Origin of the sequence: Streptomyces sp. NPDC058663, from assembly GCF_042716745.1 — a bacterium.
Taxonomy (GTDB): Bacteria; Actinomycetota; Actinomycetes; order Streptomycetales; family Streptomycetaceae; genus Streptomyces.
In genome coordinates this window covers 188,609-208,318 of the sequence record NZ_JBHXRV010000002.1, presented here as the reverse complement: position 1 = coordinate 208,318, position 19,710 = coordinate 188,609, and the positions used below count along the sequence as shown (strand labels likewise).

Annotated in this window: 11 protein-coding genes; all 11 read right to left on the bottom strand. The window is 67.9% G+C overall.

Going from position 1 to position 19,710, the window contains the following annotated elements; genetic code table 11:
• Positions 1-52: 52 nt before the first annotated feature.
• The 11 genes from ACFWVV_RS02230 to ACFWVV_RS02180 all read right to left on the bottom strand — a co-directional run bounded on the left by ACFWVV_RS02230 (position 53) and on the right by ACFWVV_RS02180 (position 19,526).
• Positions 53-412 carry a hypothetical protein gene (locus ACFWVV_RS02230; RefSeq protein WP_384342538.1) on the bottom strand — a complete coding sequence of 120 codons (360 nt, stop codon included), beginning with the start codon at positions 410-412 and terminating at the stop codon, positions 53-55.
• A 686-nt stretch (positions 413-1,098) separates the two neighbouring features.
• Positions 1,099-2,430: a glycoside hydrolase family 6 protein gene (locus tag ACFWVV_RS02225; RefSeq protein ID WP_384342539.1), complete on the bottom strand. Its 1,332-nt coding sequence runs from the start codon at positions 2,428-2,430 to the stop codon at positions 1,099-1,101.
• A gap of 17 nt (positions 2,431-2,447) precedes the next feature.
• Positions 2,448-5,870, bottom strand: coding sequence for a hypothetical protein (locus tag ACFWVV_RS02220; protein WP_384342541.1), 3,423 nt, complete (start codon positions 5,868-5,870; stop codon positions 2,448-2,450).
• Between the two features lie 21 nt (positions 5,871-5,891).
• Positions 5,892-6,980 (bottom strand): hypothetical protein, encoded by a 1,089-nt coding sequence (locus ACFWVV_RS02215; RefSeq protein ID WP_384342543.1) that lies wholly within the window; start codon positions 6,978-6,980, stop codon positions 5,892-5,894.
• A complete protein-coding gene (locus ACFWVV_RS02210) occupies positions 6,977-7,909 on the bottom strand; it encodes a hypothetical protein (protein ID WP_384342545.1) in 933 nt (310 codons plus the stop codon). The genes ACFWVV_RS02215 and ACFWVV_RS02210 overlap by 4 nt, the downstream gene beginning before the upstream one ends.
• Complete coding sequence (locus tag ACFWVV_RS02205; protein WP_384342547.1) at positions 7,906-8,832, bottom strand: hypothetical protein; 927 nt, start codon at positions 8,830-8,832, stop codon at positions 7,906-7,908. The genes ACFWVV_RS02210 and ACFWVV_RS02205 overlap by 4 nt, the downstream gene beginning before the upstream one ends.
• Complete coding sequence (locus ACFWVV_RS02200) at positions 8,829-13,796, bottom strand: phage tail tape measure protein (protein WP_384342548.1); 4,968 nt, start codon at positions 13,794-13,796, stop codon at positions 8,829-8,831. The genes ACFWVV_RS02205 and ACFWVV_RS02200 overlap by 4 nt, the downstream gene beginning before the upstream one ends.
• 57 nt (positions 13,797-13,853) lie before the next feature.
• Complete coding sequence (locus tag ACFWVV_RS02195; RefSeq protein WP_384342550.1) at positions 13,854-14,180, bottom strand: hypothetical protein; 327 nt, start codon at positions 14,178-14,180, stop codon at positions 13,854-13,856.
• A gap of 26 nt (positions 14,181-14,206) precedes the next feature.
• Positions 14,207-14,797, bottom strand: coding sequence for a hypothetical protein (locus ACFWVV_RS02190; protein ID WP_384342552.1), 591 nt, complete (start codon positions 14,795-14,797; stop codon positions 14,207-14,209).
• Between the two features lie 117 nt (positions 14,798-14,914).
• Positions 14,915-15,415: a hypothetical protein gene (locus ACFWVV_RS02185; RefSeq protein WP_384342554.1), complete on the bottom strand. Its 501-nt coding sequence runs from the start codon at positions 15,413-15,415 to the stop codon at positions 14,915-14,917.
• 724 nt (positions 15,416-16,139) lie between these two features.
• Positions 16,140-19,526 carry an RHS repeat-associated core domain-containing protein gene (locus ACFWVV_RS02180; RefSeq protein WP_384342556.1) on the bottom strand — a complete coding sequence of 1,129 codons (3,387 nt, stop codon included), beginning with the start codon at positions 19,524-19,526 and terminating at the stop codon, positions 16,140-16,142.
• Between the last annotated feature and the right edge of the window lie 184 nt (positions 19,527-19,710).

Sequence of the window (19,710 nt, the reverse complement as noted above, 5' to 3'; positions counted from 1 at the left end):
TACTCGAATCTCCCCGCGCCCAAGTCCCGGTACTACGTCCTGCTGGTGCGACCTACCGGGCGGTGCCCGCCGACAGCAGCCACAGCTGCAACGCCATCAATAGCAGAGGCGCCACGAACGAGCTGATCACCAACCGGCGCGTAGCCGCCGCTGCGGCCTGATCCTCTCGCCGCTGCCCCTCGCCGCGCTCAGTGATCTGATCGTGCTCGCTTCGGAGACCGGCGAGCCCCGACTCAACTTGTCCGATGCGTTGCTCGGTCGCGCGCTGATCAGCACGGTAGACGTCCTGCGTCACCACCTGGTCCAGACGGGCAGCGAGCTGGGCGAGATCACCGCGCAGATCCTCGCGAAGTTGTGAGACGGCGCGGTGCAGCTCCCACAGCGTGGGTTCGGCGCTCGGCGGCACAGACACCGCGGTCCTCCAGCAGCCCCACGCCTGCTCGTCAGCCTACGGGTGCGAGGAGCACACCTGAACGTTTAGGCGTCCTAGCCCACTCCAACATCGAAATCAATACCAGCTTTGACCCTTATAACTTGACGGGACACCCCCCCGCGGGGGTGTCCCGTCTAGTAGATTAGAGAGCACCCGCCAACATCCAGAACATCGCCATGTTCCTCATCATCGGCATCTCTGTCACGCCACCAGATGTGCTGACCTTCAGCCACACGCAAAGGGCCCTGCTCTGTGTCCAGAGCAGGGCCCGGAAGTGGCCCAAAGACGACCTCCCCTGGCGGTTCAGACGCCAGGGGGGGTCTCACCACACGGCTTGCACGACCGCGCTGACCAGGGCGGTAGCCAGGGCGGCAAAGAAGCCCTCCACAGCTGCGCGCACCAAGTCAGCACGATGTCGCTTAAGCCATAGGCCAGCCCGTGTCAACCATTGGCGAACACGGGCGAACCATTCCTTAATGCGTTGCCACATGGGGAGTTCCCTCCGGCGTGGATGTCCCGGAGGCGGCACTCCGGGGCCCCTGCCGGAATTTGGGCAGGGACGAGAGAGACGCCAGAAAGATATGCGGCAACAGCAAGAAGATTAAGCCGAGACCTCCCGATCGTCGGCCCGATTCGTTGGAATGCTCAACCCTTGTCAAGTATGTTCAATTTCCGTCAATAAGTCGCTCCGCAAGAAACGGCGAGAACGTCCCCGCGGGCACGTCCGGTGCGGTGCCGCACATACCGTCCGAGTCGCCCGGCACCTTAATCCACAGCAGGTACTCGGCCCCACCCACCCCGATGCTGCTCGGCACCCCGAGGCGGCGCCCTGCCGGGTTGCAGTAGTCGACGTGCTGACCAGCCGCGTCCATCGCTCCGTTGCCGTTGCGGGCCGTGTCGATCACGAACCGGACTCCGGGAACGCCGAGTCCGGCGAGCGCCTGGGAGACCTGCGTTCCGTACGTCGCCGAGATGTCGGTAGCATCGAAGTTCGACACCCCCACAGCGAACCCCTGCGTCGCGGCGACTCCGGCAACCTCCAGCCGGGCGGCCATCTCTTGCGGCTTGATCCACGTGGCGTTGCCACCGTCGAGGTAGGCCCGCACGTGCGGCAGCTTGCCGAGCGCCTGGGCGGCGTAGTTGATCAACCCCAGCCGCTCAGCCCGAGCGGCGTCATCACGCAGCCCCTGTATCTGGGCGAGTGCGTCCGGTTCGACGATCACCAGCGCGGGGCGGTCGCCGATGCCGGCTGCCACAGCGTCAATCCACCTGCGGTACAGCTCGGCGGACTTCGCGCCGCCGTGGCTCTCGCCGCCGTTGTCGCGGTTGAACACGTTGTAGACCGCGAGAATCGGCAGGAGTCCGGACGCGGCGGCAGCTCCCACGTAGGTGTCGACGTCGACCTGCACGTCCTTGTTCCAGTCGCCGAACCACTTCGCGGTCGGCCGCCGTACAAGCCCGCGGGTGATCTTCTGCGCGCGCGGGTCCTTCGGGTTGGCGGCCACCCATTTCGCTGCGTTCGAGTCCGGATCGACGTAGAACCCCTCCCTGGGGGTGCAGCACGTCAGGCGTACCTCGGTCAGGTGCACGGTGACGCTGGTGCCCTGCCCGATCTGGAAACTCACCTGGCCGGTGGTGGTGTCGAGGTCGGAGACGAACGAGTAGTAGAAGTGCTTGTTGACCGCCGACAGGGCCACGGTCTTGTCGAGAGCCACCGTCCACGGGTCAACCGCCAAGCCGACCTGGGCTCGCAGAACGGTGCCTGGCTGGCTGGCCCGCGCCGTGAAGCTGAGCGTGTAGGCGCACCCCTTGCGCAGCACAATGCCGTCCTGGCCGAAGGGGGCGTCCCACAAATCCACGGCCTCGGTTGTGGCGGTAGCTTCCGCCCCCGCCCCCGGAGCGGTGAGGGTGACCTTGACCGGATCGCCTGCCCACCAACCTGCGGTGCCGTCGGTGAAGTTGGAGTTGGTGACGAGGTCTGCGTACACGGATGCCACAGTTGATCTTCCTTTCGTTACTTGACGTAGGTGACACGCAGCTGCGGCGCACGCGGTGAGGTCGCGCCGTCGAACTTGCCGTACCAGGTCTTGTTCGTGGTGTTCGGGTCCAGGGCGATGCCCCGGAAGGTGGCAGCGTTGAAGATCGACGTGATGTCGACCCATTTGCCGCTGGCGCGCGCCCAGTTCGTGACGGTCTTCGAGGCTGCCTGGCTGGAGAACCGCGTCGGCCGGGAGGCGTGCGAGTGCGGTTTGATCGTGGTTGCGCCACCGGAGGCGAAGTACCAGTGGTTCGCGTACAAGAACACCTCGGCCTTGAGGATCGTCGCCCCGGCCAGGTCTCCTGCGATGTTCCCCGCGAAGCCCGTCAACGCCGCCTGCACGCCGTTGTTCGATGAGAAGAACCCCGCCGCAAGGGCGTTGCCGTGGTAGGCGTTGAAACCGGCCCGGTTCGCGTAACTGCCCGACCAGGCTGCCTTGTACGTGCGGGTCATCCTGACGGGGGAGACGGGCACGACCGCGCCGCCCGCGTTGTACGCCCCGGTCTCCGGGACACGCTCTCCGATGTCTTCCACCGTGAACTGGCCCAGCCTGCCGGACGCGCCCGACATGGTGACCTGCTGGCCGGCCGGAGCCCCGCTGTCGCTCGTGAACGTGATCAGCAGCCGGTTGCGTCCCGGTCGCACGTAGTCCGTAGGCCCGCACCCGCTGACCAGACGGAGATCCACCTGCCTGCGCGTCGTCTGCGTCAGCGGGAAGCGGGCTTCCTGGATCTGAGGCGAGGTGATCAGCGGGGAATCCGCGTACCCGGAACGCAGCCGCACCACCGCAGAGCCTCCCGCCGCTGAGCACTCCACTCCCGCCGAGAACTCGACCCGGTACATACGGTCCTGGATGGCGTCGAAGGCCAGCTCCACGAATCCCATCTCGGTGCCCGCGGTCGTCTTCGCGGAACCCGCCATCCAGTCGATGGCGAGGATGCCGCGCGGCCCGTTGTAGAGGGACGTGAGGTCTTCGCCGCCGACGTTGATCGAACCGGCAACGTTCAAGTTCTGGAAAGAGGCATCCCCGGTCGATCCGATGGCTGCCACACGATCCGCACCGTCGCGGAACGTCAACGCGTTCGGCTGCCCCGACAGCAGAGACACCACCTCGTCGCCGTCCTCGTCGAACAGGCGCATCCCCCGAGGGCCAATCTCCGCCCGGGCCCCGCCGGTCGCGTCACCGAAGATCGTGTGCGCCTCAGTGTTGTCGAACACGCACCACCCCCCGGTGGCTGCGGAAGCCTCCAGGCACAGCACGACTCGTGTGGTGCCCTGTGGCGCCGAGACCTGCCCGGTGATGCGCCGCCACTCGCCCGGCACGTACTCGGTGGTCTCCGCGACTCCAAAGCCGAGGATGTTCCCCGCACTGTCTTCCCACCGGGCGAGGATCTTCACCGCCTGCGCCACCAAATCCTGTGAGGTAAGGACGTCCACGCCCAGGAACAGCTGGGAGGCGGCCAGAATCGGCGCGGTGGCCAACGGCAGCGTGAAGTAGGCGGGCGCGTCCGCCGTCGCATCCACGCGTGCACCCACACCGGTGCGGTTGCCCGGCGCGAATGACCAGGCGGAACCCGCAGCGGCCAGCCTGTTCGCCGAGGCAGCCCCCTCGAAGCCGGCGTCCGGGATCAAGTTGGTGCCCTGCCCGACAGAGAGCTGATCCGGTGTGACAGAGCCGACCGCAATGTGCGCGGTCTCGATCGCCCCGGCCGCGATCTTCCCCGACGTGACCGAGTTCGCCGCGAGCTTGTCCGTCGACACAGACAGAGCCTTCAGCTCCCGGCCGGTCACCGTGTCGGCGGCGATCTTCCCCGCAGACACCGAGTCGGCGGCCAGAGACCCGGCCTGCACCGCACCAGCCACAAGGTGGGCGGCGTGCACGGCCCCGGCGGCGATCGCCCCGGCCGTCACCGACCCAGCGGACAACGAACTCGCCGTGATCCCGCCCACGGCGATCTGCGCGGCCGTGATCGTGTTCACGGTGATCTCCCGCGCCGAGACAGCTCCGGCGGCGATCTTTCCCGCCGTCACCGCATCCGCAGCCAGAGCCGAGGTCGTGACCGCCCCCGACACCAGGTTCGTTCCGTCGACTACGCCCGTGCGTAGCGCCTCCACGGTCACCAGGTCGACCTGCATCACCGACGGTGCGCCTGGCACGTCCGCGGATACGAAGTTCAGCCACAGGTACGGGGTAATGAATCGTGCGTCTTGGTGCACCATGCCGGGGGCCCGCGCGTCCGGGTTCGGTCCGGCCGAGCCCTGCCCGCCGGCCGGGGCACGATCCTTGAGGTAGCCGACGATCGTCACCCAGCCGTCCGCTGCTGCGATCGTGCGCCCCGACGCCCCCACGTAGTAGTGGCCGGAGGCGGAGTTCGCACCCTGCCGATTCACCAGGGTCGTCTTGTCCGCACCCACCCCGAGGACACCGACGTACACGTTGTCCGGGCCGGTGGTCGGCTCGGCTGTGGCCCGGATACGGGCACTGACCCGGTACAGGGTTCCCGGCTCGTACGGGATCAGCGTGTTGCCTCGCACCCTTATGTGCCCGTTAGCCTGCCCCACCGTCTGCCCGGTCGGCGCATCCGCCACCCCTGTACGGTGCGTCCAGGCGGCGCCGGGACGTGTCTGGACGACCTGCCATGCGGCGGCGTCACCCATCGTGTCCGTGTACCGCTGCACCGCACTGTCCGACAGGGCGCCGCCCAGCGTGGACAGGTCCACGGCCCCGGCGGCGATCTTCCCCGCCTCCACGGCCTGCTGGCCGATCTTCTCCGCCGTGACCGCACCCGCCGCGAGGGCGTCCTTGTTGATCGCGGCCACCGCCACCTTCGCCGCCGTCACTGCACCCTCGGCGAGCTTCGTCTCGGTGACGATCCCGTCCAACACCTCCTGCGCCACCACCTTCGACGGCTCGACGGGGCCGACCACATCAGAGGGCACCGAACCCGCCCCCGAGGTGTTGCGTGCGACGAGCCGCACGAACACCGGAGCCTCGGTGGGGATAAGGCAGGTACCGCCCCGCGGGGACTCCCACGTCGAAACAAGCGTCCCCGGGCCCGGCTCGAACTGGCCAGTGGCGGAGACGTGCACCTCGACCCGGGAGAAGTCCATCGGCAACGTCGCCCCACCTGCGAACGTGCCGTCCCACGTGGCGCCCACACCACCAAGCCGGGCCACCACCAGCGGCGGGCTCGGCTGCGGCGGCGGTGGCCCGTTCACGGCGATCACTCCGCTGGTGCCGTCCGGCTGCTGTCCGACCACCACACGCAACGACCCGTCGTCGTCGTACACCTCGATGCTGCCGCCCTCCACGGAGGCGTTCGCCAGCTTCGGGGCGCGCACCGAGGCACGCAGCAGCTTCTCCAGGCGTACGAGCCGGGCACCTATATCTGTGGGCAAGAGAAAGGTTCCTTCAGGTGGTCAGGCGGAGCCGTAGTGGAAGGCATCCGCACGTTCGAGTTGGAGGGTCGCTGTCTCGCCGGCGTCGGTGTCCGGGCGGATGGTCCACCCGGTGATGCGGCACCACCCCGTCCAGTCGGTGAACTCGTTGCGGACGGTCACCCGCGCGTCATCACCGATCTGCCACGAACCGATCGGGGCGGACGGGTGGTCGCGGACGGTGATCTCCTCGACATGGCCGAGGGACTGCCGCCACCCGCGCTCCGCCTTGGCGCGCTGGGCCAGCACGTCCTTGCCGCGTACCTCGGGAAGTTCCAGGTGGTGCTCCAGGCGGAGTCGGTTGTTGCGCACCGCGTCGACGGCCCGCTGCTGCGCCCGCCCTTCGCCGCTGCCGGTCGCGATGACGACCTGCGCGTACTCGTCGGCGCTGTACGTCACCGGCGGGGCGTCGACGATGTTGACCCCGGAGGAGAACGCGATGTCCGTACGGCGGGCACCGAGGCGGGGGTAGCCGAGCCGGATCCGCCGCACCGGCCTGTGGTCCGCGTCCCACCACGTGTCGCAGGTGTAGTCGGGAGAGTCCGGCCCCTTCACCAGGTCGTCGAGGTGATCGCCGAGCACCGGGGTCTCCCACCACAGAGAGCGCCACGGCTCCTTCGGGGCCCCCACCTTGGCCTTGGACTCCGTGGTGTCGACGGAGATCCCGAGATTCCCGTCCGGAACGGACTGGGCGTACGTGACGACGTCGCGGAAGATCTTGCACGGGTCGGTGTTCACGTAAGGGCCGCGTCCGCCGAGTTCACCGTCGAGGTCGTGCCGGTGCTGGAAGTACGAGGTCCAACCGGCGGCCTCCACCTTCAGTTCCCCGTCTTCGGGCTCCGCCTGCCAGACCAGGCCGCCCCACCGCAGGAGCCCGTCCCGCTCGGCGTACAGCAGGGTTGTCCCCGGGGCGGTCAGTTCCGGGAACCGGCCCAGCAGACGGGGTTGCAGCGACCCCTTGAACGAGCCGGGCCCGTTCAGGTCAGGGCCGAACTCCACACCGGTCAGGGGCAGGTGGTGGGACAGCCACTCTCCCGACAGGGCGTGCTGAGTGAGGTACCGGTAACTCACACCGGGCCTTCGGTGAACTCAACATCCGCTATCAGAGTGCTGGCGACGTCCACACTCAGATCACCGGTGGAGCCCTTGGCGAGCATGGCCCGCAGGAACAGCGGCTGCCGGGTGCCCCGGTAGGCGGGGGGCAGAGTCAGCGTCTCGGCGACGATGAACGTCTGGCGGCGTACTCCCTTGCCCTGGTCGTCGTCCACCACGACGTTCTGGCCCTGCTGGGTGCCAAGGACGGAGGCGATCGAACCGAACACGTTCCCGAGGTCCAGGCGCAGCCCGGCCAGAGTGACGGTGCAGATCATCTTGGTTGCCCAGTCGGGGACCGGGACCATCCACCGTGCTTCAGCCGGCCAGTCGTACCACTTCTCGTCGCTCTTCCACGCCTTGGACAGCTTCGTCGGGTACGACGTGTAGAGCGTGCGTTCGCGGCGCGGGTTGGCCACCGTGCGTACGTCGCGGATCATGCCCGCGGTGACCGAGTTCGTGTTCGCGGGGAGGTCGATGCGGGCCAGGGCCACCCCGGTCACCCCTGCTGGTGCGGTCGTGGCGGTGGAGGCCACGTTCGACACGACATGGAAGATGTTCAGCTGGTCCCGGGCCGGGTCGAGGTTGCCCTCGTATTCGGGGTCGATGACCCGCAGGACGATCAGGTCCGAGCGCGGCGTGGCACCGGTCGGGGCGATCGGCACGGCGGCGGTGCCGATGTTGTAGGCCGTGTACGAGCCCTGCCACGCACTGGACTTACCCCGGATCACAGCGGACCCGTCACTCACCTGCACTCCCGCCCCGGGGGCCGGCAGCGGCGTCACTTTCAGATCGGCGGCTTCGGTGATGCCTTCCGAACCCCGGGACAGGTCTTTGATCATCGCCCTGAAGCTCTGGGCGGAGTGGGTTGCACCGTTCACGAGCAGCGGCGCCTGGGCGAGTGTCATCGGTCTGCAAGTTCCTTGTCGTAGAGCGCAACGTGGGCGTCACGCCAGCGCACGGTCAGGCGGGCGGAAGAGGTGGGATCGGTGGCAGCCCAACGGATTTCCGAGCGACCCGGCGGCAGCACGAACTCATCCAGCCGAGAAGCCGTCGTGAGGGAGCCGGCGGCCGAGCCCTCGTTCTCACGAAGCACGGTCATGCGGTCCGGCCGGGTATCGAGCTCGACCCACTCCCCGGCCTTGAGGACCAGGTCAGGCAGGCTCAGAACACGTCCCGACGCCATGTGCCGGATCGTGGGGCCCGTACACGGTCCGTGCACGGTGAGGACCGGGTGGGAGTCGGTGTCCCCGCCGTTGAAGACCCAGCCCGGCCGGTCGTCTGCGTCCACACCGTCCGAAACCCGGATCGGCGCCTGCACGGGGGCTGTGAACCCGCCCCCGGACAGCCAGGCCAACCGCAGCGTGGCCTGTTGCTCGGTGTCGGCGTAGAAGCGGGGATCGGTCACCAGGAACTCCACGTCCAGTGGAATCCACCCGTGGGCGGCTTCTGCCCACACCGGGTCGAGCTTCCGCATCCGCCCGCACAGCACCCGCACCGGCGCACCGGGCCACTTGATCCGCAACGCCATCACCGCCCCGCCCGCCGTCCGCACACGGGTGGTGTCCGCAGCACGCTGCAGTGCGCCGAGGAGGCGCCCGCCCGCAGCAGGGTCCCCGGGGGTCTTGATGCCGCAGTCGATGCGCAGGGTGCGGGTGCCGTACCAGTCGGGTGCAGGCCATACCCCGTCCGCACCCGGTCGCGGCACGGCGTCGCCGCGCATGTCTGCCAGCCCCAAGCCCTCGATCTCCGCCACCGGAATCCGGGTGTTGTGCCCCAGAAGGGTGCCGCCGAACTCCAGCTGCCATTCCTGAAGTTGCGCAGTGGTCATCGCAGGACACCCCCGCGCTTGGCCCGCCGCATTTGGTAGGACACGGCTGACGCGATGTCGTTCGGGGTGGCGTTGCTTTGGGTGACGTGGATGGTCTGGGTGCCGATTGCAGGGGCCTGGTTCACGATGACGACGCGGGTCCGCCCGTCGGAGGCGCCCACCAGGGTCTTCGGGGTCAGCCCGTACCCGAACTTGTCGGCGACCTGGGAGAGCACGGCTGTCGACCGGCCGCGCTTGGCCTGCCCCATGGGTAGGTACGCCTCGCCGCCGGTGGAGCGTTCGGCGAACTTGATCAGTCCGTTCGGCTGCGACGCGTACACGCCGGGCTCCCACAGGCCGCCGTCCGCGTACGCCTTGCCCGCGTTCGCCTTCACCAGGTCGGACAGGAACCGGTCCGCCTTGGTGCCCGCCTTCCTGAGGTGGCCCGTCGACAAGTTCGCGACCTCGATGAGCCGGTCCTCGTCCAGCCCGGTCAGCTCAGCCACCGAGTGGATGCCCCGCCCCGTACCCAACGAGCCGATGATCTTCAGCAGGTCGGTGAGCTGGTCCCCCTCCAAGACCTTCGACGCGGCCTTCGACGCGTCGTCGGCCTCCTTGGCATTCTTGGGGTCCTTCAGCGCCTGTCCAGCCAGGGCCTCCGCGTTCGCGTCGCCCTGCTCGGCGAGGCGGGAGGCGAGCGATCCGTATCCCTTTGCGGACAGCTCGGCCAGGTTGTTCTGAAACGTGGTGGTGTTCTTCACCGCGGTCTTCAACTGGCCGGTGTAGTCCCCCAGCGACGTCTTCGCGGTGCCGGCGAGCTTGGTGAGCTGCGCCGCCATGTCGTTCACATACCGGTTGGAGCCGCGCGCCATCTTCCGGGTGAGGGCGATACCGTCCTCACCCATGTCCTCCAGGGCCTTGGACACGTCCGTACCGGCTCGCCGCGAGACGGTGGCGAGGTCATTGCGCCAACCCGCAGCCAAGTTTGCGGACTTCCGGAGGTTGCGTTCGAACATGCCGAGGTCGAAGTGCTCATTGCCCTTGTTGTCCTTGCGCTGCGACTTCGACACGACGTCGGACACCGTGAACCCGGCCCCGGATACGGGCTGGTACGACCAGTTGGAGAGTCCGCCGTTGGCGTTGTACGTGACCTCACCGCCGAAGCGGGCAGCCACCTGGTCAAGGATGATCTTGGAGCGCGCACGCTTCGACGACGCAAAGGGGATATAAGCCTCCCCGAAAGTCTCGTCCTCCGCCCACACCCGCCAGTCACCGCCCTGCGCGATCTCGGCGACGTGGTTCTCCCGGCGGACGCCGCCATTGGCATAGGTGACAATCCCGCCATCCGCCTTGAATCTGTAGCCGTCCGCCCACGGGCCGGGCCCGCGGCCCTGGCTCAGATACTCGTTCTTGAAGATCGAGATGGTGACGGACTTGTCCCGCAGGTTGTTGATCGCGCCCTGGATGCTGGCGACGTTGCCGGTGGCGGGGCCGGTCGGCACGGTGACAGAGACGTTCTTGCTGCCGGGGATGTCGGTGATCTTGAAACCGAGCTGCGTGAGCTGTTCTCGCGCGGCATCTGTGGGTGCGCTGACCGTGACCGTCTTCCCTCCGGGCACATTTGCGATCTTCTGCCGCACGGCCTCCAAGCTGGCGATCGTGGCGGCCGTCGACGCGCTCACAGTGACGTGCTTCGCACCCGGGGTCTGCCCGATCTTCGCAATCAGCGCATCCAGATCCGTGCGAGCGAGGTCCGTAGGAGCGGTGATCTGCACCCGCCGGTCCTTGAGGTCCTGCACCTTGAACCCGAGCTTGTCCAGGTCCTCGCGGGCCTCGTTGCTGAGGGTGGCGATCGTGACGGTCTTCTTGTCCGGGGTGGCCTTCAACGTCTGCTGCACAGCCATGAGTTCAGCTACGGACTCGTCCATGCCGGCGGTCTGGAGAAGGATGGACACCTGCTCGGGGATCAGCCCGGCCGCGTCCGCGAGCCGCCCGGCCGCCTCCGCACCTACGCCGTAGCCCTGGGCGGTGGAGATCGCCGCATCCCGGGCCGTCTGCATCTGCGCCTGGGCGGCGGACAACGCCTCAGGGAGGGTCTTCCCGTTCGCCTCCGCGTACTGATAGGCGGCTAGGGCGGCGTCCGCCGAGTTCGTCGACAGTCCTTGAAGGAGGTCATACAGCTTCTGACCATTGCGGGTGACTGTGGACAGCGAACCGTCCATGTTCAGCAGGGACTTGCCGTATCCGTCGGCGTGCTGCACCCCACCCTTCAACGACTCCGCCGCATCCGATACCGACCGGTTCAGGCGGGCCTCGGCAGCCGACAGGTTCACCGACCCACCGGCCAGAACGGTCAGCGCATCGTGCAGCGCACGTGCCCGGGTGTCCGCGTCGGCGGCGCTGTCGGACAGGGTGCGCATCGCGTCGGAGAACTTCCCGAACGGACCCACCGCGTCCGCGGCCGACCGGCCGCCCGACCCCGTGGCGTCGGCCAGGTTCTTGGCGTCCGTCACCGCCTGCGACATCTCGCCCTTGACCGAGCCCAAGGCGTCCGCCGCCCGCAGCGCCGCACGGCCCTCCTCGTCGTACGACTGCACGACGCCTGCCGCCGTGTACGTGACGTCACCGTGGGCCCGGGCAGCCGAGGTCAACCGCTGCTGAAGAGCGTCGAGACCGCCACCCTGTCCGAGGTAGGCAGTGGTCAGATCACGAACAGAGACGCCCGCCTTCTGCATCACGTCGACCAGGCGGGACTTCCCGTCGAAGACCTTCGTGTCCATGACGGCCTGCGCAGCCGTCGTCCGGACCGCGTCATTGACCGCACCGTTGGAGTCCCGCAACGCCTGGGTCAGGCTGCTGACCCGCGACTGGTGCTCGGCGGTAGCCTGCGCCGCTTTCTGCTGGTGCGACGAAAGGAGCGACAGGCCCACACCAGCGGCGGCGATCGCAGCACCCCACGGTCCGCCCAAGGCACCCATCAATCCGCGGGCGGCACCACCGAGTCCGGTTCCCATTGCGCGGGCGAGCCCGGTGACGGGACCGTTCGCGGCCCGGAAGGCCGCCGTCATCTGTCCCACGATGGGGATGCGAGTCTGGAGGACGGCCAATGCCTGCCCCACCTTGCCGACGGACTGCCCCGATGCGGCTCCCAACTGGGCCTGGACGCGCATCTGCTCACCGAAGGAGCGGTAGGCCCCCGTGAGCGGACCGGCGACGGTGCGCGCCTGCTGGGTGAGGATCGGGGTGACCCGGCGAGCGAGGAGCATCGCCATGATCGCCGTCTGTACCGGGCCGGGCAGGGCACTGAACCCGCGCACCAACCAGGCCACCGTCTGCCCGACCGGCACCAGCACCCCGGACACGGTGGCCGCCGCCGAGGACACCAGATTCAAAGCGGTGACCACCATGTCGAGAGCGGTCGATCCGGCCTCTCCCTCGTTCCCCAGCTCCGCGAGTTCCTGCACCACGGGGGAGACAGCGGAGCCGATGTTGCGCAGGATCTCCAACGCGGCCCGGCCCGCGTTCACCAGGACGTTCACCCCGGCCGCGACGACATCGAACGCGACGTTCTTCGCGGCGCCGCCCAGCCCGTCGAACGAGTCAGTGATGTCGTCGAAGCCGGACGCCACGGCCTTCGATACGCCGGGACTCGCCAGCGTCCACAGGTCTTGCACATAGTCGAGGGCCTTCGCCAGAGGCGGAGTCGCCGCGCTCATGCCGGCGGTGAGCAGGCGGGTGACCTTCTCCATGGCAGGCGCGGCGGCCGTGAAGAGGACCTGGCCCGTGTTCTTCGCCGTCGTTTTGAGCTGGGTGACCGCACCCGCCAGGCCCTTGGTCTGCGAGGCCGCGATCTCGCCAGCGGCACCGGTACGGGCGATCGCCGTGTGCATCTGGTCGTACGACTCGGCACCCTGATGCGCCAGGGCCGCAGCACCGGCGAGTGCCGGCTTCCCGACGACCATCGCGAGGTTGCCGAGAAAGTCCTTCTGCGACATCCGGTGCTGGGCCTTCTCGAACCCGTCGATCACCGTGCGCAGGCCCTTGAAGTTGCCCTGCGCGTCCCACGCCTCGATGCCGAGCTCCGACAGCCCCCGCTTCATCTGCTTGGTGGGCTTCGCGAGGTTGGTGAGCATCCCGCGCAGGGACGTTCCTGCTTTGGAGCCGAGGATGCCGGAGCGGGCGAGCATCGCCACCGCCGCGGCGGTGTCCTCCAGCGAGATGCCGAGCTGGGCGGCGACCGGCCCGGTGTACGACATCGCGTAGTAGATGTCCTGGAGCCCACCGGAGGCGGCGTTCGCTCCCGCAGCAAGAACGTCAGCGGCCCGTCCGGCGTTGTTGGACGACAGACCGAACTGGTCCATCACGTCGCCCAGGTAGCGGGAGGCATCGGCGGCCGAGAGGTTGTCGGCCGCCGCCAACTGCATGGCGGCGCGCGCGTTCGCGATCGACGAGGTGGAGGTCTGGCCTGCCTTGGCCAGCTCCAGCATGGCGTCGGCGGCTTTCGCCGCAGAAGTGCCAGGGATGTTCAGATCGGCGCCGAGCTGGCGGGCTTTCGCCGCCGCCTGCACCATTTCCTGGCCGGAGGCGCCGGTGACCGCACCCCACTTGTTGATAGCGCGCTGGTACTCGTTGCCTTCCTTGGCGATCTCCGCCAGCCCGGCAACGATGCCGCCGCCGACGACCAGGCCCCGCAGGTGGTGCATCTCCTGCCGGGCAGAGATCAGCCCGTGGCGGAGCTGCCGCATCGAGGCGTCGCCGTCCGTGCCGATCCGGCGCAGACCGGCACGCGCACCGTCAGCGTCCCGGCCCAGGGTGCGCAGCCCGGAACCGGCGGTGCGGGCACCGGTGCCGATCTGGCCGAGCCTGCGGTTGAGGGAGGACGTGTCCCGGCCGAGGTCGCGCAGGGCGCGGGAAGCCTGCCGTACGGACGACAGGAGGTGCGACGCGTCGGCGCGCATCTGCACGCTGAGCGTGTAGTTCGACACCGGGCGGTGCCCTTACTCCCCGCGCCCCTTTCTCTACCGGCCGACCCCTCGGCACCATCAGGACGAACGTTCCTGCTTCTCCCACTGGGTGCGCGGCACCAGGCCGATCCGCACGCCGTACCCGTCGGCCCCGTCCGGGACCTGGTCCTGCTCGGCGGTGATCAGCTCGCAGCCCACGCACCGCACGGTCGTGGTGACGTAGGCGTACCGGTCACCTCCGTGCTCCTCATCCCACTCCGCCGCCCTCGTACCGCACTGGTCGCACACGCTGGACCGGTACGCCTCGAACGCGAGCGCCTTCACCCGGTCCGTCTCCGTCCACCGGCCGTCACCGGCCCCGAGGAAGAGACTGTGGGGGATGCGGAAGCGGTCGCACAGCTCCAACTCAGTACGGAGCTGTGCGTCCGCGATCAGTCTTTTCCCAGCTCCGCGGTGCTGGCACGGGTGATCTGCTGGGCCTGCCAGGCGGCCGCGAACAGCGCGTTGGACTCCGACACCGACCACGAGTCCAGGAGGTCTTGGGCGTCGTCCTCTGTGAAGCCCTCGACCGCTTGGCCCGTCTCGTCGCGTTCGATGTGGGCGGCGGCCACCAGGGCAGCGGGGAACGTCTCAGGGTTCCAGGTGTCGCCGTCCTCTGCCTGCTCCTCCGTTGGCGGGAACCGCTTGATCAGACCATCCAGAATGGGGCGCGGCAGGGCCTTGAACGTTAGCTCTAGCGACGCCGCGTCGAACGCCTCCTGCGCTTCCCGCAGCTCCGTCTCCGCCGCCTTGATTTCCGCGCCCAGCTCGGCGGTGTCCTCTTCGGCGGAGGCGATCCGCAGACGGGCAGCATTCAGCTTCGCCTGGTCCAGGCGCTTGCGCGCAGCGAGGTCATCGCAGAGCTGGAGAGTGTGCTCCGGAAGCTGTCGGGCACGCAGCCGGGCCAGCTTCGCCGCCCAATGGGAATCACGGGAGACAGCCGAAGCGGGCGGGGACGGTACAGGGCGGGTGGTGCTGGGCATACAGGACTCCACACAGGCGAGATGAGGGGAAGTGGGGAGCCCGGCCGGGTGTGCGCAACGCAGGGTGAGCAAGGAGGGGCGCCGTTCGCTTGCCCGGCCGGGCAGTTCAAGGCCGGGCTACTGGGACAGCGACTTCGGCAGTGCGGGGATCTCCGCGTCCTGCGTCGGCTTCTCCGTGATCGAAAAGTTCACGGTGAACTTGGCTGCCTCATTGTCGGTCGAGTAGTTCGGTGACCGGGAACCGATGCGTACCGGGAAGATGTCCATCGACTTCGATGCCGGGACGTCGCCCTTGCGGAGGAAGACGATCCAGCCGGTGTCATCCTTCTTGAGCAGCTGCTCGATCTCGTCCGAGACCTTGTCCTCGTAGAACCCGAGGGACGAGTCGTCGGCCTGATCGGTGCCGGGGATCTTCGACTCGAAGGTGCTGCCGAGGTCCGGGGTCTCGATCGCCTGGTTGGAGAGGGCCCAGCCGTCGATCGCTGCGATCGCGTTCGTCAGGTCCGTGCCGGCGGTCAGCTCCGGCCGGGTCGGCACGTGGCCCTCGTGGACCACCGTCTTGAGCCACAGGACGCGGGTGACACCGCGCCTCGAATACTTCTTGACCTGCAAGGTCATCCGTCCGATTCCGGGACGGCAGCCCACACAGACAAGGGTGGCCCCGCCCCTCGACGTCGTGTCGGGGAACCGGCCCACCTCAAGGGAGGAGGGCGTCCGCGCGGGCCTCCGCGGTGAGGGGGCACAGGAGTAGGACGGTGATGTGTTCTTAGCCGCTGTGCACGCTTATTCTACTGTCAGCAAGCGAGATGCTGTCAGGAGCTTGCTTTACAGCCACCCGCTACGAAGCCGCCCCGCACCGATACAGGGGCGGGGCGGCTTCGTTCACTCAGGACTCGCGATGGGCAGAGAAGTCCTCTCAGGTGTCCTCAGGAAGCAAGCGTGAATCCCAGAACGCATAGTGCGAGGCCGCCGAGCATCATAACCGCGTAGACGAGGATTTTGACGCGTCCTGAGCTTTCCTTGTCGCGCGACATCCTCCGGGCGACAGTGCGGCTCAGCGCAGCAACGACGAGCCCTACTACCACGAGTGCAATACCCATTTTCCGAACCCGCCCACTGCCTTCCGCGACTAACGATTACGCCGCTTGTTCCAAATCCCATATGCAAACATTCCGGCGACGAGGAGGAAAATCGCCACGCCTATAAGGGCACCGGCGGTTCCGTCAGGTATCCAGCTTCCTCGCCCCGCCAACTGCACCGATCCCATGAAATTCCTTTCTTGTAACCTCTAGAGCCCTGGGGTCACGGCATCTGTAGCGATGCCGTGACCCCAGGGGGAGTATTAAGACCAAGCCTCCTCAGCAGCGCCCTGAACCTGGTCGCCCACAAACTCACCTGCAAGTGTGCAGACGCCCGCTACGGCTACGCCTCCTGCCCCGGCCGTAGGCAAGCTAGCTGCACCAGCGGCGGAAATACAGGCCGCGTCCGTTATGCCGCCAGCAACGGCTCCGGCAGCAACGGCACCGAGCTGGCCCCAGTCCCCGGCCTTGATGGCTGCGGCGCCCTCGCTGATTACCTGAACATCGGCCAACGCACCTCCGGCCTCCTTAGCGACACCCTTGGCCAACTTGCTCAACGAGAAGAGACCGTTGGGGTCGATGCGGTTGACCGGGTCGCCTTCCGCGTACAGGTACGGGTTCTTCTCCTGGCCGGACGGGTCCGGGCTGGTGAAGCGGCCGATGCGCGGGTCGTAGTAACGGGCCTTGAGGTGGTACAGGCCGGTCGGGTCCTGGTAGCCGCCCGCGAAGCGGTAGGGCTGGGGGACCTTTTCGGTGAAGGTGCCGTCGACGCCGCGGGGGCTGTAGCGGTACTCGTTCACCTTGGTGCCGGTCTCGTCGGCCATGGCCAGGACGGAGCCCAGTGCGTCGGTGAGGTAGTAGTACGACTTGCCCCCGGTCGTCATGGAGTTGAGGGTGCCCCCGGGTTCCCGGTTGAATCCCATGTCCCCGGACGGGTCGGTTCTGCCGGAGAGGCCCAGCGGGCCGTTGTGCATCGTGGTGTCGCCGTAGAAGAGGCGCTCGGACTGGTCGGTGGAGCCGTAGAGGCCGGTGTACTTCTTGCCCGCGACGGTCACCGAGGTCTGCTGGGAGTGATCGGACCAGATGCCGCCCGTGCGGGCCCGTTCGGCGCCGCTCGCGCCGTCGGTTTCGTTGCCTGCCTTATCGTAGCCCCAGCCCGCGGTGGAGCCGGCGCGGGAGATGAGCTGGGAGGCGTCGTTGTAGCCCAGGGCGATGCCGGAGGGGCAGCCCTTCGTCGAGCCCTGGGAGGTGAGGTTGCCCGCTGCGTCGTAGCAGTACTGGTAGGAGGCGGCGAGGGTGGTGCCCTTCTTCTCCTCGGAGTAGGAGAAGCGGCCCGCGCTGTCGTACTCGAAACTCTTCTTCAGACCCATGACGCCGTCAGTGACGGTGCGGATCTTCATGCCGTCCTTCGTCGCCGTCCCGGAGACGTAGGAGTACGTGTACGAGGTGTTCGTCAGGGTGCCCTTGGGGGAGGTCGCCTTGATCAGGGTGGGCCGACCGGACTTGTCCGGGGTGACCTCCTGGACCGTGCCGCCGGGGTAAGTGGTCTTCGTGCGGACGTCGTTGGCGTTGTAGTCGTACGTGGATTCCCTGCCCGCCGGGTCCTTCAGCGACTTCAGCCGGTTTGCCGCGTCGTAGGTGTAGTCGGTGAGTCCGGCGGGGTCCTTGTAGGTGTCGACGTTGCCTGCCGGCGTGTAGGTCAGCTCGGTCTGGGAGCCGTCCTGGAGGGTGCGGATCGTTTCGCGGGACAGGGGGTCGAAGGCGTACTTGATGAGACCGCCGTCGTCGGTGCGCTGCGAGAGGTTGCCGTCGCCGTCGTAGACGTAGGTGACCGTGGTAGTGGAGGAGGAGACCTCCTTGATCCGGTCGCGATTGTCGTACGTGAAGACGGAGTTGACGCCGCGGCCGTCCACCGAGGTCTCGACGCGGCCGAGCGCGTCGTAGGTGTACGTGCTCTTGCCCAGCGGCGCCGGCGGGGTGACCTCGATCAGGTTGCCCTTGGCGTCGTACTGGAACTTGGTGACCTTGCCGCGCGCGTCGGTGACCGTGCACCGCTGGCCCTCGAAGCCGCCGCACGTCGGGGTCGCCTTGTTGTAGGTGTACTTCTCCGTGCCGCCGCCCGTGCCCGAGACGGCCACCGATTCGGTGTTGCCCGCCGCGTCATAGGTGAACGAGGTCTTCTCGCCGTCCGCGGACTCCATCGTGCCGGGAACGTCCCGGCCCGCCTTCGTGGCGTACGCGCCTACCGCCGACGTCGCTCCGGTGGGGAGCTTGGCGGAGGTGGGGTTGTTGCGGGCGTCCCACCCGTACGCGGTCTCGTTGCCCGGAGTGGTGCCGACCCCCATGGCGTCAGTGGCCGTTTTGACGTTGTGGTTCGCGTCGTAGGTGGAGGAGCGCGAGTGCCCCAGGGCGTCGATCGTCTTGGTGACGCCGCCGTCCTTGTTCAACTCGTACGTAGTGGTGTGCTGTTCCGGGTCGGTGACCTTCGTCTTCCCGGCCTCGTACGCGTACGTGTAGGTCGGGCCCGTGTGCGCGTTGCCGTTGAAGGCGGTCGCCCGCTGCATGGAGGTGACGCGGCTCTGCGCGTCGTAGCCGAAGTTCGTCACCCGGCCGTCCGGGGTCGTGATCCGGGTCAGGCGGCGCGAGGAGTCGTACTCGAAGGCCGTGGCCTTGCCGTCCGTGTCCGTGGTCTTCGCCAGGTCACCGGCCGCGTTGAGGTCGAAGACGGCGGTACGGCCGGTGTGGTCCTTGGCCTGCCACTGCGAGGCGTCCGTCTTCACCAGGTCGACCGAGCGGCCCGAGCGGGTCTCGGTCAGCTTGAAGCCCTTGTGCTCCGGACCCTCGTCGTGCTGGGTGACGGTGATCGTGCCGTTGTTGCGGTCGGTGACCTTGGTGAGGGTGCCGCCCGCGTTGTACGTCTCCTTCGAGCCGGACTTGCGGTCGGTCAGGGTGTACGTCCCGTCCGCGTTCTTCGTCAGGTCCTTGGAGTAGCCGGCCGGGGTGGTGTACGTCCCGTCCGCCTTCTTGGCGAACCGCACCGAGGCACCCGTGGCGTCGAACCACACGAACTCCGTGTCCGAGATCTGCGCGTACCGCTCCCAGCCCTGCCACCACCGCTGCGAGACCTTGCCCCACGGGGCGTCCATGGAGTTGTACGTACGGGTCAGCTGAAGGCTCTGGCCGACTCCCGGAACGTCGAAGTCCGTGCCCGCCAGCATCAGGTTGCCGGTCGAGTAGTTCACCCTGGCGACCAGGGAGTCCGTGATCCGGAAGTCAGAGATCCGGTGCCACGGGACCCCGCCCTGGCCCTTCGGGATCTCCGCCAGCAGGGGTGCTGCCGGGGCCGCGAGGCGGGCCTTCTGCGACGAGCTGGAACGCTGTTTCTGTGCGGCCCGCCACGCGGCACGGTTCTTCGACGGGGCCGCTTCCGCGACCGGCGCCGGCGCCTTGTTCGTGCCCACCTTCACCGGCGGGATCGGCAGCCGGGGGGCGTCCTTGCCCCATACGGAGTTCGCGGGCACCGGCGGCGGCTTCACCGGGTCGGCCATCGCGGTCGGCAGCGCGCCGGCGCCCAGCGCGAGCACCGCCAGAGCAACCGTCAACGTGCGTCTTGCCCGTACCTGCGCACGGGCATGGGTGTGCTTCTGCATCAACTTCCCCCCACGGAAAGTTAGCTACCGATGTCCCCAACGGTCACCGGAGGCGCACACAGTCACACACTTCGCACACAGGGCGCCCTGCCGTACCCCGAAGAATCGAACGCATGCGCGTAGGAATAAGCCCCTCCGGTTAGGGGTGAAATGGTGGGATATTACCTAGGTGAGATGGAGGTTC

Coding starts and splice junctions, on each gene's coding strand:
- ACFWVV_RS02210 (WP_384342545.1), bottom strand. CDS start 7,909: ATGACACTCGCCCAGGCGCCGCTGCTCGTGAACGGTGCAACCCACTCC.
- ACFWVV_RS02205 (WP_384342547.1), bottom strand. CDS start 8,832: ATGACCACTGCGCAACTTCAGGAATGGCAGCTGGAGTTCGGCGGCACC.
- ACFWVV_RS02190 (WP_384342552.1), bottom strand. CDS start 14,797: ATGCCCAGCACCACCCGCCCTGTACCGTCCCCGCCCGCTTCGGCTGTC.
- ACFWVV_RS02185 (WP_384342554.1), bottom strand. CDS start 15,415: ATGACCTTGCAGGTCAAGAAGTATTCGAGGCGCGGTGTCACCCGCGTC.
- ACFWVV_RS02180 (WP_384342556.1), bottom strand. CDS start 19,526: ATGCAGAAGCACACCCATGCCCGTGCGCAGGTACGGGCAAGACGCACG.